This window comes from Aedoeadaptatus acetigenes (assembly GCF_025566985.1).
Lineage (GTDB): Bacteria > Bacillota > Clostridia > Tissierellales > Peptoniphilaceae > Aedoeadaptatus > Aedoeadaptatus acetigenes.
On sequence record NZ_JAOQJD010000004.1, the window covers coordinates 63,554 to 77,922 of the forward strand.

Sequence of the window (14,369 nt, forward strand, 5' to 3'; positions counted from 1 at the left end):
AATAATTTGATCGAGTTGGATCGACTACATAAAGATGCCGCCGAATTGTACAAAGAGCGGTGCGAAGACCAAGGAAACGATGGTGATCAGTTTGATCAAGATGTTCAAACTCGGACCGGACGTATCCTTGAAGGGGTCGCCGACGGTATCGCCGGTAACGGCCGCTTTGTGTGCATCGGAGCCTTTGCCGCCGTGGGCGCCGCCTTCGATGAATTTCTTGGCATTGTCCCAAGCGCCGCCGGCATTACTCATAAAGATAGCCATTAAGACGCCGGTAACCAGTGCACCTGCTTGCAAGCCGCCTAAAGCTTCCGTACCTAAGAAGAAGCCGACGACTAAGGGAACAACAACAGCGATGATGCCGGGAACGATCATTTCTCTTAATGCAGCAGTAGTGGAAATGTCGACGCATTTTGCGTATTCCGGAGTCGCTTTTCCTTCCATGATGCCGGGGATGTCTTTAAATTGACGACGTACTTCTTCGATCATGGCCGTTGCCGCGTTGCCCACCGCGCTCATGGTTAATGCGGAGAAGGCGAAGGGCAACATGCCGCCGATGAAGGTCCCTGCGATAACGCCGGGCTTGGAAATGTCGATGCCTGCAAGGCCCGTGGCTTGAATGTAGGAAACGAACAAAGAAAGTGCCGTGAGGGCTGCGGAACCGATGGCGAAGCCCTTGCCGATGGCGGCCGTGGTGTTACCGACGGAGTCTAAGGAGTCGGTAATATCGCGGACTTCTTCGGGGAGTTCACACATTTCGGCGATCCCGCCGGCGTTGTCGGCGATGGGGCCGTAAGCGTCGACGGCGATGGTGGATGCGGTGGTAGCCAACATACCCACAGCGGCCAAAGCAATACTATACAGGCCGAAGACCGGGTTGATGTGGCCGCCGCCTAAAGCGTATGCGGCGATGATGCCGATAGCCAAAACGATGATCGGGCCTACGGTGGACATCATGCCCACGGAAAGGCCGGCGATGATGTTTGTGGATGCGCCGGTTTCGGATTCGTGTGCGATCCGTTGAACGGGCTTATATTCGTCGGCGGTGTAGTATTCGGTGATCTTGGAAATAATCAAGCCGACGCAGACGCCGATGATGACGGGCCAGAACAAGGTGAGTTCGCCGAAAATCATGTTTGCAATAATGCCGGAGACGATAATGGTGACGCCGGATGCAATATAGGTGCCCATGTTCAATGCTTTTTGCGGGTTCTTGTCGCCTTTTACGAAGAACATGGAAATAATCGATGCAATAATACCGATGACGGCGATGGAAAGGCCGTATTGGATCCCCTTGTCTTGAGCGGCCAAGAAGCCTAAGGTAATGACGGAAAGCAGTGCGCCGACATAGGATTCGAATAAGTCGGCACCCATACCAGCTACGTCGCCGACATTGTCGCCAACGTTATCGGCGATAACGGCCGGGTTTCTCGGGTCGTCTTCCGGGATACCTGCTTCGACTTTACCGACCAAGTCGGCACCGACGTCTGCAGCTTTGGTGTAGATACCGCCGCCGACACGGGCGAAAAGGGCGATGGACGATGCCCCTAAGGAGAAGCCGGTGATGATTTCAGCATCGCCGAACCACAGGTAGAAGACGGAAATCCCTAAAATACCTAAACCGACGACGACAAGGCCCATAACGGCACCGCCGGAGAAGGCGATGTCCAGAGCTGCCGCCATGCCCTTTTTGTGGGCGGCGTTGGCGGTACGAACATTGGCCTTGGTGGCCGTGTTCATGCCGATGTAGCCGGCGGTTACGGAGAAGATGGCGCCGACGATAAAGCAAATCGCGGTGCGCCAACCGATAGCGAATGTTAAAACGGCGGCCAATACGACGACGAAGACGACCAGCGCCTTGTATTCCCGTTGTAAAAAGGCCATGGCTCCTTCGTGGATATAGCCGGAGATTTCTTTCATCCGATCGTTACCCGGATCTTGCTTTCCTACGTAGGAAGATTTCATAAGACCGAATAAAATAGCTATAATACCGACGATAGGAGCGATGAATAAAATATTAATATCCATGATTCCTCCTGATTATTTCGTAACTGCGACGAGTAAAATAGTAGCGACAAAAAAGATTGTCGACGAAACCATCGTAATGCGCTTGAGCATTTCCTTGCGGCTGGTCCCGCGATTGGAGCCCCATTCCGACGACGGCGAGCTACCGTCTAAGGTACCCAAGCCCACTTGATTGGATTCCTGTACGACGACGGCGCAAATGGTTGCGATGGCCGACAGGGCGACTATAATGCTGATAAATGTAGTCAAACTAACACCTCCTCGATCCAAACTATCTATCAATAACATTACTATCCTAACATAATCCATTCTGTAATGCAATTAGAAGCTGCCGCGAAAAGGCTTGTTTTACGCATTTTACTGGTCAGTTTCCAATTAAAAGGCTATACTTTTCTTAAAGGAGTGAAGCCATTGAATCAAACCCATCCCTATTCGTCGAAACGCAGTTTAACCTACGGCCGCGCCATGGCCCTGGCATCCAATCCCTCGGCTGCCGCGGCGGGCCGAAAGATTTTAGAAGCAGGAGGCAACGCCGTGGACGCCGCCATCGCCATGGCCGCCGCCCAGGTGGTGGTCGAGCCCACCTCCAACGGCCTCGGAAGCGATCTTTTCGCCATCGTCGCCATGAACGATGTGCTCTGCGGCTACAACGGCAGCGGCAAAAGCCCTGCCGCCATTTCCCTCGCCGCCATGAAGGCGAAAGGCTACGATGCCATGCCCGATTTCGGCATCGAAGCCCCAGGCGTTCCCGGCGCCGTGCGCGCCTGGACGGACATTCACAAAAAACACGGCCGCCTGCCCTTTAAAGAGGTACTGGCCCCGGCTATAGAATACGCCGAGAAAGGCTTCGTCCTCTCCCCCACCGTGGCGCGGCTTTGGGCCATGGAGCTCGAAAAAAGAAAGGCCAATCTCGGCCATCTTTACGACGCTTTTTGGGCGCAGTTTTCTTTTAAAGGCGAGGCGCCGAAGGCGGGGGATGTGATTACTTTTCCGGACATGACCCGCACATTAAAATCCATCGCAGAAGACGGCGGGGTCGCTTTTTACAAAGGCACCATTGCGGAAAAAATTGAAGCTTTCATGAAAAAATACGGCGGCTTTATGAGAAAAAGCGATTTGGCGACGCAGGAAACATTGGAAGTAAAACCCCTCTCCCTTTCCTTCGAAGGGGCTGAGGTGTGGGAGCTTCCCCCCAACGGCCAAGGCATTTCCGTCCTCATGGCCCTGGAGATTTTAAAGCACAAGCCCACGTCCCCCGACGACGGCAAGAGCGCCCACGTCATCGCCGAGGCCATAAAGCGGGCCATGACCGACGCGGCGAAATACGTGGCCGATCCCGAATTCATGTCCTTCTCCCCGGAGGATCTTTTAAATCCCGATTACCTTCAAAAATGCAGCGACGCCATGGGCGAGGAGGCAGAAATCGTGCGCTACGGCAATCCCTTGGATCGCTCCACGGTCTATTTCTGCGCGGGCGATAAGGATGGCAATATGGTTTCTATGATTCAATCCAATTACGACGGCTTCGGGGCGGGCATCGTCGTACCGGAAACGGGGATTTCACTAAACAACCGCCTCTTAAATTTTACATTCGAAGAAGGCCACGACAATTGTTTGGCCGGGGGCAAACGCCCCTACCACACGATTATCCCGGGCTTTTTAACGAAGGAAGGCAAGCCCTACGGCGCCTTCGGGGTCATGGGCGGCTTTATGCAGCCACAGGGCCACGTGCAAACCCTCCTTCAGCTCCTGCGCTACGGCAGAAATCCCCAGGCGGCCCTGGACGCGCCCCGCTTTATGTGGACGGGGAATAAAGACCTCGTCGTGGAAGAGGATTACGACGCGGATGCCGTTGAGGAATTGATTCGCCGCGGCCACCGAGTGATTCGCCCGCCCCACGATCTGGACATGGGTCGGGGCCAATACATGCTCTACGACCGCGATCGAAAAGTCTACATCGGCGGCACGGAAAAACGCTGCGACGGCACCATTTCCGTAGTGGAATAACAAAAAAACGAATTTTTTCCATTCAAAAACCGGAGACAAATCACGTCTCCGGTTCTTTTTTAACACCTTTACCAGGTGCAAAGGCCCGTGGCCTCCTGGAATTTCCACAATGGGCGAATGAGCACCCGCTCGTCCTTATATTCTTCAAAGGGCAAGGTGTACTCCCCGCCCTCATTGGTCCAAATGCGGCGGAAGTAATCCTCCATAGCCCGATGCATGGGGGAATTGCGCTCCATTTCCACAGCCACATCCGTTTCCAAATTGTAGTTGTCCAAATTCCTGCGGGTGAAATTGCCGCTCCCTAAAATCGCGAGAGGCTTTTCTTCTTTAAAATCGAAGTAAATCATTTTCGTATGGTACTGCTCGCCCTGTGTGTTGTACCAGCGGATCTGCGTGCTCGGGGCCTTTTCCTTCAGCTCGCTCAGTGCCGGCCGATTGGGGGCGCCGTTTTTCTCCAGACCGAAGGCGTCTTTGTTTAAGTCGGCGACGATCTTTACATCCACGCCCCGATTGGCCGCCGCCTCCAAATCCTTAAGCAAGCGAAATTCCGACAAATAGAAAATGCCGATGTTGATCTTATCGCCTTTTTCGCACTTGTTGATGTTTTCAGAAATGGCGTCGTAGATCTTCCCTTCGGTGATCACTTTCAGCCGATCCGGCGACGAGACTTCCTCCGCCTTATACTCTTTCACAACAGGAGGAATCGCTTTATAAAAGATGCTTTCTGAGCGAATCAAATCCTCCACGACCTTCCCGCGGAAGAGGACGGCCACATTGGAGTGGTAGGCGCTGGGATCGTGGGGATTGGCGGAAGCCACCATGGCTTCTTTCTCGGAAATCACCACTTTTCGGTGATTGCCCTTGAAATTCAAAAGCTTCAAGACGGAGCGCACCGTCACCTTCTCCCCTTCTTTGGCGAAGAAATTTTTCACGCGGCCATTCCCCGCCGTGCCAAACCACTGCATGTAGGCGCGGTAAATGCCGGAGAACAGGGGATTGGAATCACGCATGCGATTTAGATCCGTGACCACCACCTCGATGCCGGCGTCTTTCAGCCGCTTTATATTGGCCTCTTCGTAGGCGCCGTAGAAGTTGTTAATCGGGTCTGTCACAAACAAAATGGGCATGGCGGGATTTTCTCTCTTCTTTTCGATTAAGAGGTCCGTCATGGCCGCCACCTGTTTCGGACAGTCCACGTCCTGATCGTAGGTGGCGTTAAAGAGGAAAAAATCCACCATGAGAAATTCCTTGGCCTCGCGAATTATTTCCATCTCCCGATCAAAAATTTTCTGCTCGTGCACTTTCTTGCCGTCTTTTACATAGCTCAAGTCGTAAATAAATTCCGCCTCCGCCGGAGAAAATTCGCCGGAGATATTGGTTCCCTCGGGATTTTTCGTGTTTAGGCTATAAGCCGTGGGAATCAACCACATCAGAAGAAGAATCCACAGGACAAGTTTTTTTCTCGATAATTTCTTCAAGAGGCCCCTCCTTTTTCACCATTATAACAAAAATGCACCGGCCCTCGGCGAAACAGTTTCCGCGGGGAGTCGGTGCATTCATTTATTTGCAGTGGGGATCCATGGGCGGCACCGCCGAGAGGAGCTTTTTCGTGTAGTCGTCTCGAGGATTTTCCATAATGCTGTCCCGGTCGTTGATCTCTACCAATTGGCCGCGGTACATGACGCCGATGCGATCGGCGATGTGTTCCACCACGGCGATGTCGTGGGAGATAAAGAGGTAGCTTAAATTTCGCTCCTCCTGCAGCTCTTCCAATAAATTGATGATTTGGGCCTGAATGGACACGTCCAGTGCCGAGGTGGGCTCATCGGCCAAAATCAATGTAGGCTCCACCACCAGGGCTCGGGCCACGCCGATGCGCTGCCGCTGGCCACCGGAAAATTCGTGGGGAAAGCGGCCGAAGTGGGCTTTTGATAGGCCGCAGAGACTCAAGGTCTCCCGGGCTTTTTCGCGAATGTTTTCGCCGCCCAAATTCCTCAAAGGCTCCATGACGATTTCCTCGGCGGTCATTTGAGGATTCAGGGAACTGTACGGATCCTGAAAAATCATCTGCACGTCCCGGCGAATGGCCTTCAACTCTTTCGCATCGGCCTTCAGCACGTCCCGGCCCTTGTAGAGGATCTCTCCTTCGGCGTCGGGATAGAGGCCCAAGATGCAGCGGGCCAAAGTGGATTTGCCGCTGCCGCTTTCCCCGACGATGCCCAGGGTTTCCTTTTCGCCTAATGTAAAGGACACGTCGTCGATGGCGGTAAACATCTTTCGTTCTTTGGAGAACAGAGCTTTTCTTCCCACGGGAAATTTCTTTACTACGTGATTTAATGTCAACAGATCAGTCACAGCACGCCTCCCCTTCGTAGAGGAAACAGGCGACACATTGGCCCGGCCTGTGTTCCCTCAAGCGCGGCACTTCCCTGCCGCAGATGTCCATACGCTTGTCGCAGCGGGAGTAGAAGGGGCAGTGCCCTTCCATTTCCGACGGCGGCGGCACATTGCCGGGAATGTTGTAGAGTTTTTCCCCGCGATTTTCAAGCGTGGGCCGCGCCCGCAAAAGCCCGATGGTATAGGGATGAAGGGGCCGGTCGAAAATCGTGCACACGTCGGATTTTTCCATGACCCTGCCCCCGTACATAACCACTACGTCGTCGGCCATTTGAGCCACCACGCCGAGATCGTGGGTAATGAGCATAATGGCCGTGCCCATTTCCCGCTGCAGACTCTCCATAAGCTCCAGCACTTCTTTTTGAATGGTGACATCCAGAGCCGTGGTGGGCTCGTCGGCGATTAAAAGCTTCGGCGAAGAAGCCAATGCCATGGCGATCATGACCCGCTGCCGTTGGCCGCCGGAAAGTTCGTGGGGATAGGCGCGCGCCTTGTTTTCGGCGTCTTTAATCTCCACCATCTCCAGCATTTCCACGGCTTTTTTCTTCGCTTCTGCCTTGGAAAGGCCCATGATGCGGCGGTAGACTTCCTCGATTTGAAAGCCGATCTTCAGCGCCAGATTCAAACTGGTCATGGGCTCTTGAAAGATCATGGCCAGATCTCGGCTGCGGAGCATGCGCCGCTCTTCTTTTTCCATGGATAAAATGCTTTTGCCCTTGTAGAGGATGTCGCCCTCTTCGATCTTCCCGTAAGGCCTCGGCAAAAGCCCCATAAGGGACAGGGCCGTGACGCTCTTTCCGCTGCCGCTTTCTCCCACCACGGCGGTGGTGGAGCCTTCTTCGATGGAGAAGGTGACGCCGTTGACGGCGTGAACCGGGCCGGAATCGGTGAAAAAGGTCGTATGCAGATTGTTAAATTCAATGAGTTTCGACATATTAGCCCCTTTGCGTTGCATCCAGCGCGTCTCGCAAGCCGTCGCCGAAAAGATTCAGAGAAAAAATCGTGAGGGCGATGGCGAGACCCGGAAAAATGGTCATGTGCGGATAGTCTTGAATGTAGCTTCTGCCTTGGGAAAGCATGCCGCCCCATTCCGGCGTCGGCGGTTGCACGCCCAAGCCGATAAAGCTCAAGCTTGCCGCCTGCAAAATGGAGGTGCCCACGCCCAGTGTGGCCTGAACAATGATGGGGCCCAAGCAGTTGGGCAGAATGTGGCGGAAGATCAGGCGGAAGTTGGATGCGCCGCCGATTTTCGCCGCCTCCACGTATTCCTGCTCCTTCACCGAGAGCACGCTGGCCCTGACGATGCGGGCGTAATTCGTAATCCCCGAAAGGGACACGGCGAGAATCAAATTGCGAATCCCCGTGCCCAGTACGGTGGAAATGGCGATGGCCAAGATCAAGGACGGAATGGAGAGAATAATATCCACGAGGCGCATGAGCACATTGTCCACGCCGCCGCCGAAAAAGCCCGCCACGGCGCCGATGACGGTGCCGAAGATCACGGAGAGGATCGTTGCGAGAAAGCCGATGAAAAGGGAAATCCGCGCCCCGTAAACCACATTGGAAAAAATATCCCGGCCGAAATTATCCGTGCCGAAGAAGTGTTGGCTCGAGGGCGACTGGAAGCGATTGGCGAGATTTTGCTCGTAGGGAACCTGGGTGGCGATCAGCGGCGCAAAAATTGCCACAGCAATCATCACCGCGATAATCACAAAGCCCATGACGGCCATTTTATTTTTCTTAAACAGGCGAAGGAGGTCGTAGAATCTGGATTGTTTTGAAATCATAGGGCCTCCTTATTGGTACTGACTGCGCACGCGGGGATCCAAGAAGCCGTAGAGAATGTCCACGATGAGATTGAGCACGCAGTAGGATAGGGAAATTAAGAGCACCGCCCCTAAAATCATGGGGTAGTCCTGGGCGGAAATACTTTGCACCATGTGGCGGCCGATGCCCGGAATGGAGAAGATGGTTTCCGTTAAGACGCTGCCGCCGATTAAGGAGCCGGTCAAAAGCCCGGCGCTGGTGAGCACGGGAATCATGGCGTTTTTCAAGGCGTGAACGAAGAGAATGTAGCGTTCCCTCAGCCCTTTGGAGCGGGCCGTGCGAATGTAGTCCCTGCTCAATACCTCCAGCATGGAGGAGCGGGTTTGGCGCATAATGACGGCCATGGATTGAAACCCGAGAGCGAAGCCCGGCAGAATCAAGTGTTTAAAGGAGCGCAACCCCGAGGAGGGCAACCAGCCCAATTTCACGGAAAACAGGAGAATGAAAAGCATCCCCGACCAGAAGATGGGCATGGACAGGCCGATCATGCCGAAAAACATGGAGATCTTGTCGATCCATGAATACTTGTACACGGCACTTAAGACGCCGAATAAAATTCCGAAGATCACGGCCACGGCCAGAGAAAAGACCGTGAGCTTGACCGTGGCGGGAAAGTATTCTCTCAGCGTGTCCCCCACATCGGCGCCGGAGAGATAGCTCTTGCCCAAATCCCCGTGAAGGGCGCCTTTCATGTAGCGGCCGTACTGCACGATAAAGGGATCGTTCAGCCCCAACTTTTCCCGATAGGCCTCGATGGCTTCCGGAGGCGCCTGTTGTCCCAACTTGGCCACCGCCGCGTCGCCGGGGGTCAGGTACAGGAGGCCGAAAATAATGAAGCTGACGCCCAACATGGTGGGCACCATGAGTAGGAGTCGTCGAAGGATAAATTTGCTCATGCTCTCCCCTTTCCATTCATTTATGTAATAAAGACTCCCGAAGGAGCCTTTATCGTCGTGGTTTATTCAAACGTAATGTGGTAAAACTCGTTGCTACCGCAGGGATCGGGCTCGAAGTTTTTAATGTACTTTTGCGCGCCGATAATTTGCTCGCCGTAAAGGGCGAAGATGGCAGGGTGTTCTTTAACAACCAACTCTTGGGCTTCTTTGTAAATGACCGCCCGATCCTCACCAGACGCCTGCAGACCTTTTTCGATTAAAGCATCCAATGCAGGATTGCCGTAGAACATAAAGTTCGGGCCCACGCCTTTTTTCGCCGTGGCGTAGGTGGCGTAGAGGGGATAGTGGGGATCCACAATGGAAGGCGACCAGCTCATAATGAACATATCGTGTTCGTGGTCGGCCTTGCCGAGGGCGGACATGTAGGCGTTCCATTCCATGGCGTTGATTTCGACCTTCAGGCCGACTTCGGCCAATTGCGATTGAATGATCGTGGCCATGTCCTTGCGGTCTTGTTGGTCGTGAACGTAGAGCTTGATCGCATCCCCTTCCTTGACCCCGGCTTCTTTCAAGAGGGCCTTGGCCTTTTCGATGTCCCGCTTTTCGGGCTTAATCGAATCGGAAATGGAGTAGGGAATGTTCGGGTTCACAGGTCCCGTAGCGATCTTGCCGTGGCCCATGTATACGGCGTCGATAATGGCCTGCATATCCAAGGCGTAGGTCATGGCTTCTCTGGCCTTCGGATCCTTGAAAATGCCTCGGTCCACGGTGAGGCCGATAAAGTGAACGGAGTTGTCCAGCTTCGTGTAGAGGGCGAGATCTTTATTTTCTTCTACTTTGGATGCGTCGTTGGGAGCAACTTCCATGGCGATGTCCGCCTGTCCGCTGTCCAATTCGATGACGCGGTTGGCGTCTTCCGGAATAATGCGGAAGACCATTTTCGTGAAGGCCGGCTTTTCGCCCCAGTAGTTTTCATTGTAGCTGAGGGCGGTGTTGTCCAGCTTCTTCCAGTCGTCCAGCTTAAAGGGGCCGGTGCCCACGGGATTGGTTCCCAAAGCTTCCGGATCTTTTTCCGTGGTGGTCTTGTCTACCATGGATGCTGCCGGGTGGGCCAGAGCCGCCGTAAAGGTGGCATCCGGTGCCTTCAATTTAAATTTAATGACGTGAGGATCCGAGGTGTCGTAGCTGTTCGGATCGATTTGGCCGAAAATATAGCCGTAGGCGTCCGATTGGGCCACGCGGTTTAAGGTGTAGGCCACGTCTTCAGAGGTAAAGTCTTCGCCGTTGGAAAACTTCACGCCTTCTTTCAGCTTGATCACGTAAGTGACGTCGTCGGGCTGTTCAATGGATTCCGCCAGGCGATTTTCCATGGTGCCGTCGGGTTTACGAACCACCAGAGGATCGTAAATTTGCTTAATAATGTTTTCGGCGTAAATACTGTTTTGAATGGTCGGGTCCATGGACTCGGCATCGGAGGCTTGGGCGATGACCAGGGTATCCTTGTCTTTTTCCGCCGTCTTCGCGCCGCCGCCGCCACCGCCGCCGCAGGCCGTGAGCAGCATGGTCATAGCCAGGGCAACTGCCACAAATTTTTTCTTCATGAGCGATCACTTCCCTTTCATCATGGTTTCGTTAAGACTGTACATGGTTTGAGTGAAGTATACCCGAAAGAAAAGTTAGGGAATCAAAATTTCTATTATATCTCTTCACTTTCCACTCGGGAAATGACGGCGCCGAGGTTTCTGAATTTCTCTTCGATGTCTTCGTAGCCCCGGTCGATGTGGTAGATGTCGTGAATATGGGTCTTGCCTTCCGCCACGAGGCCGACGAGAATCAGTGCCGCACCGGCGCGCAAATCGCTGGCGCGGACGTGGGCGCCGTGCAGGCGCTTCGGACCGATGACCACGGCGCTTCGGCCGTCGATTTTTATATCGGCCCCCATTTTTTCAAATTCTTCCACGTGCATAAAGCGGTTTTCAAACACCGTTTCGATGGCCACATTGCTGCCCTTGCACTGAGTCATGTAGGCCATAAACTGGGCCTGCATGTCCGTGGGAAATCCGGGATAGGGCAGGGTCTTAATGTCGATGGCCTCGGGAAGGGGCCGGCCGATGACGCGGACGTTCTCCCCTTCTTCGATGACTTCGGCGCCGGATTCCTTGAGCTTGGCGATCACGGGCTTGATGTGATTGGTAATGACATTTTCCACGAGCACATCGCCCCCGGTAATGGCCGCCGCCACCATAAAGGTGCCTGCTTCGATGCGGTCGGGAATAATGGCGTGGCGGGCGCCGCCTAAACGGTCCACGCCGACGATTCGAATGGTGGAGGTGCCGGCGCCGGTAACTTTCGCCCCGAGCTTTCGAAGGAAATTGGAAAGATCCACGATCTCCGGCTCCTTGGCCGCATTGTCGATGACCGTTTCACCCTTGGCCAAGACCGCCGCCATCATAATATTTTCTGTGGCTCCCACGGAGGGGAAGTCCAGATAGATCTTTTCGCCCACGAGCTCGTCGCAGGAGGCCGTAATGTTTCCCAAGTCCTCGTGAATTTCCGCCCCCAATGCGCGGAAGCCCTTTAAGTGGTAATCGATGGGCCTCGCGCCGATGGAGCAACCCCCCGGGAGGGAGTTTTCCGTCTTGCCCATGCGGGCGAGCAAAGGCCCCATGACGAGAAAAGAGGCCCGCATTTTATTCATCAATTCAAAAGGCGTCTTGTATTCCTTCAGATGCGCCGAATTAATCTTGAGCTTGCCTTTCCCCAAGACCTCCACTTCGCTGCCCAAGGCCTCCAGCACCTGACACATAATGTGCACGTCCTGAAGCTCAGGCACTTCTTCTAAATAAATGTCCTCCGTACCCAAAAGGCAGGCGGCCAAAATAGGCAGAGCCGCATTTTTCGCTCCGCTGATGCGCACGCGCCCCTTGAGGGCGGGACTTTTTTCCACGACGATTTTTTCCAAAAATATTCTCCCCTTACTTCTGCTGATTTATTGAAAGGACCTGCGTCCTCTATATACAAATAGAACGCCGGGAGCATACACTCCGAGCGTTCTTATTGTATCATATTTAAAGCCGTCGCAAACCACGGTTTGCGGCTTTTGTCCTTAAATCCCTCGGCGAATCACTTCCGTCTTGTAGCCGTCGGGATCCGTGACGAAAAAGTAGCGGGGCACCTCGCCGGGCAGGCCCATCAGCTCCGTTACATCGAAGCCTTCCGCCTTCATTCGGGCGTGGTCCGCCTCCAAATCGTCGCTTTCCACGGCCACGTGGCCGTAGCCGTCGCCGATGTCGTAGGCGCCGTGGCCGATATTGTAGGTGAGCTCAAGCTCCGCCTTGTCCCCTTCAAGGGCCAAATACACCAGCTTAAAGCCGTCGGCGGTGTGATCTTTTTCCCGCGTCACATGATAGCCCAGGGCCTTTTCGTAAAAGGCGATGGAAGCCTCCAGATCCTTTACCCGTATGCAGGTATGGGCGTAATTCACGATCTCACCCTTTCAATTTTGTCTACATAGATGCCCTTGTCCACGATGGGATCGTATTCGATTTTGTGAAGGCTCGCTTTTCTCACAGGCATGACTTCACCGGTGACCTCTTCGATAATGTAGCCCAAAGAGGGTTGATGGGCGATAAATAAAATGGGCTCGTCGGTAATATAGGTCTTCATATTTCTCCAGCGGGTGGCGTCTTTGTAGCTCACGATCTTCACGTCGTGAACGCCCAGTTTTTCCGCCATAACTTCCGCCGTTTCCACGGCGCGCTTGTATTCCGAAGCGATGATTTTTTGAGGCAGGGGCCATTCCCGTCTCAAAAAGGCTTCCGCCGTGTCTTCCGCTTGAAAAATCCCTTCTTTGGTCAAGGCGCGCTCTTCGTCGCGGGAAGCCACATCTTCCGCCTTGCCGTGTCGCATTAAATATAAAATCATAATGTCCTCTTATCTAAACAGATTTCTTCCCTCGTAGCGGGCCAGTTCGCCCAATTCATCTTCGATGCGAAGGAGTTGATTGTACTTGGCGACGCGATCGGTTCTCGCCGGCGCGCCGGTTTTAATTTGTCCCGTGTTTAAGGCCACGGCCAAATCGGCGATGGTGGCATCTTCCGTTTCGCCGCTTCGGTGACTGATCACCGCCGTCATGGAGGCTCTGTGGGCCATGTTCACGGCATCGATGGTTTCGCTCAGGCTGCCGATTTGATTGAGCTTGATCAAAATGGAATTGCCCACGCCTTCTTCAATGCCCCGCGCCAGGCGCTTCACATTGGTGACGAATAAATCGTCGCCTACCAATTGAATCTTCTCGCCCAGGCGTTCGGTGAGCATTTTCCAGCCTTCCCAATCGTCTTCGTCCAGCCCGTCTTCGATGCTCTTCACGGGGAAGCGGCTCGTTATGTCTTCGTACCAGGCCACCATTTCTTCCGCCGTAAGCTCCTTGCCTTCGCCCTTTAAGACGTAGACCTTTTTGTCTTTATCGTACATTTCCGATGCAGCCACATCCAGGGCAAAGACGATGTCTTCTCCCGGCACGAGACCCGCTTCTTTCACGGCTTCCACGATGAGTTCCAAAGCTTCCACATTGCTCTTTAAGTCGGGGGCGAAACCGCCTTCGTCGCCGACGCCGGTGGAAAGGCCCTTGGATTTAATGACCTTTTTCAGATGGTGGTACACTTCGGCGCCCATGCGCAGGCCTTCTTTAAAGCTTTCTGCGCCTACGGGCATAATCATAAATTCCTGAATGTCCACATTGTTATCGGCGTGTTCCCCGCCATTTAAAATATTCATCATGGGTACGGGCAAGGTGCGGGCGCCGACGCCGCCGATGTATTGATACAGGGGTAGGCCCAATTCGTCTGCAGCGGCCTTGGCCACGGCGAGAGACACGCCTAAAATGGCATTGGCCCCGAGCTTCGCCTTGTTTTCCGTGCCGTCCAAGTCCAAGAGAGCTTCGTCGATGCCCAATTGATCCAAGACGTCGTAGCCGAGAATTTCCTGTGCGATGACTTCGTTCACGTGGGCCACGGCATTTTCCACGCCCTTGCCCATGTAGCGATCGTCGCCGTCGCGCAATTCGATGGCTTCGTAGGCGCCGGTGCTGGCGCCGGAGGGAACGATGGCCCGTCCGAAACCGCCGGCCGCCGTGTACACTTCCACTTCCACCGTGGGGTTTCCGCGGCTGTCTAAAACTTCGCGACCATAAACTTCAATAATGCTGCTCATATTTGC

At 54.0% G+C, this 14,369-nt stretch carries 13 protein-coding genes; 1 reads left to right on the top strand and 12 read right to left on the bottom strand.

Annotated elements, in window-relative coordinates; genetic code table 11:
- Positions 1 to 24 precede the first annotated feature (24 nt).
- Both OCV31_RS02915 and secG read right to left on the bottom strand, forming a co-directional pair.
- Complete coding sequence (locus OCV31_RS02915; protein ID WP_267303768.1) at positions 25 to 2,028, bottom strand: sodium-translocating pyrophosphatase; 2,004 nt, start codon at positions 2,026 to 2,028, stop codon at positions 25 to 27.
- A 12-nt stretch (positions 2,029 to 2,040) separates the two neighbouring features.
- Complete coding sequence (gene secG / locus OCV31_RS02920) at positions 2,041 to 2,274, bottom strand: preprotein translocase subunit SecG (protein WP_148472455.1); 234 nt, start codon at positions 2,272 to 2,274, stop codon at positions 2,041 to 2,043.
- 162 nt (positions 2,275 to 2,436) lie between these two features.
- Between secG and OCV31_RS02925 the strand changes: the two genes are divergently transcribed.
- On the top strand, positions 2,437 to 4,032 hold the full coding sequence (locus tag OCV31_RS02925) for a gamma-glutamyltransferase family protein (protein WP_267303769.1): 1,596 nt from the start codon (positions 2,437 to 2,439) through the stop codon (positions 4,030 to 4,032).
- A gap of 68 nt (positions 4,033 to 4,100) precedes the next feature.
- On the opposite strand, the gene OCV31_RS02930 is transcribed toward OCV31_RS02925, so the two are convergent.
- From OCV31_RS02930 to eno, 10 genes are all read right to left on the bottom strand, one after another.
- Positions 4,101 to 5,510, bottom strand: coding sequence for a phospholipase D family protein (locus tag OCV31_RS02930; protein ID WP_267303770.1), 1,410 nt, complete (start codon positions 5,508 to 5,510; stop codon positions 4,101 to 4,103).
- An 82-nt stretch (positions 5,511 to 5,592) separates the two neighbouring features.
- On the bottom strand, positions 5,593 to 6,387 hold the full coding sequence (locus OCV31_RS02935; protein WP_267303771.1) for an ATP-binding cassette domain-containing protein: 795 nt from the start codon (positions 6,385 to 6,387) through the stop codon (positions 5,593 to 5,595).
- Positions 6,380 to 7,363: an ABC transporter ATP-binding protein gene (locus OCV31_RS02940; RefSeq protein WP_148472457.1), complete on the bottom strand. Its 984-nt coding sequence runs from the start codon at positions 7,361 to 7,363 to the stop codon at positions 6,380 to 6,382. Before OCV31_RS02940 ends, OCV31_RS02935 begins: the two co-directional genes overlap by 8 nt.
- Before the next feature lies 1 nt (position 7,364).
- Positions 7,365 to 8,216, bottom strand: a complete 852-nt coding sequence (gene nikC, locus OCV31_RS02945; protein WP_108831631.1) for a nickel transporter permease — start codon at positions 8,214 to 8,216, stop codon at positions 7,365 to 7,367.
- Positions 8,217 to 8,225: 9 nt separating this feature from the next.
- Positions 8,226 to 9,152 carry an ABC transporter permease gene (locus OCV31_RS02950; protein ID WP_148472459.1) on the bottom strand — a complete coding sequence of 309 codons (927 nt, stop codon included), beginning with the start codon at positions 9,150 to 9,152 and terminating at the stop codon, positions 8,226 to 8,228.
- A gap of 62 nt (positions 9,153 to 9,214) precedes the next feature.
- Positions 9,215 to 10,753: an ABC transporter substrate-binding protein gene (locus OCV31_RS02955; RefSeq protein WP_148472461.1), complete on the bottom strand. Its 1,539-nt coding sequence runs from the start codon at positions 10,751 to 10,753 to the stop codon at positions 9,215 to 9,217.
- Positions 10,754 to 10,848: 95 nt separating this feature from the next.
- Positions 10,849 to 12,114 carry a UDP-N-acetylglucosamine 1-carboxyvinyltransferase gene (gene murA / locus OCV31_RS02960; protein ID WP_148472463.1) on the bottom strand — a complete coding sequence of 422 codons (1,266 nt, stop codon included), beginning with the start codon at positions 12,112 to 12,114 and terminating at the stop codon, positions 10,849 to 10,851.
- A gap of 144 nt (positions 12,115 to 12,258) precedes the next feature.
- A complete protein-coding gene (gloA, locus tag OCV31_RS02965) occupies positions 12,259 to 12,636 on the bottom strand; it encodes a lactoylglutathione lyase (protein WP_148472465.1) in 378 nt (125 codons plus the stop codon).
- A complete protein-coding gene (locus tag OCV31_RS02970) occupies positions 12,633 to 13,076 on the bottom strand; it encodes a SixA phosphatase family protein (protein WP_148472467.1) in 444 nt (147 codons plus the stop codon). The genes gloA and OCV31_RS02970 overlap by 4 nt, the downstream gene beginning before the upstream one ends.
- A 9-nt stretch (positions 13,077 to 13,085) precedes the next feature.
- Positions 13,086 to 14,363: a phosphopyruvate hydratase gene (gene eno, locus OCV31_RS02975; RefSeq protein ID WP_148472469.1), complete on the bottom strand. Its 1,278-nt coding sequence runs from the start codon at positions 14,361 to 14,363 to the stop codon at positions 13,086 to 13,088.
- Between the last annotated feature and the right edge of the window lie 6 nt (positions 14,364 to 14,369).

What these genes read in the sequence shown, in the direction of transcription:
- OCV31_RS02915 (WP_267303768.1), bottom strand. Translation starts at nt 2,028, where the DNA reads ATGGATATTAATATTTTATTCATCGCTCCTATCGTCGGTATTATAGCT.
- OCV31_RS02940 (WP_148472457.1), bottom strand. Translation starts at nt 7,363, where the DNA reads ATGTCGAAACTCATTGAATTTAACAATCTGCATACGACCTTTTTCACC.
- eno (WP_148472469.1), bottom strand. Translation starts at nt 14,363, where the DNA reads ATGAGCAGCATTATTGAAGTTTATGGTCGCGAAGTTTTAGACAGCCGC.
- OCV31_RS02950 (WP_148472459.1), bottom strand. Translation starts at nt 9,152, where the DNA reads ATGAGCAAATTTATCCTTCGACGACTCCTACTCATGGTGCCCACCATG.
- OCV31_RS02970 (WP_148472467.1), bottom strand. Translation starts at nt 13,076, where the DNA reads ATGATTTTATATTTAATGCGACACGGCAAGGCGGAAGATGTGGCTTCC.
- nikC (WP_108831631.1), bottom strand. Translation starts at nt 8,216, where the DNA reads ATGATTTCAAAACAATCCAGATTCTACGACCTCCTTCGCCTGTTTAAG.
- OCV31_RS02955 (WP_148472461.1), bottom strand. Translation starts at nt 10,753, where the DNA reads ATGAAGAAAAAATTTGTGGCAGTTGCCCTGGCTATGACCATGCTGCTC.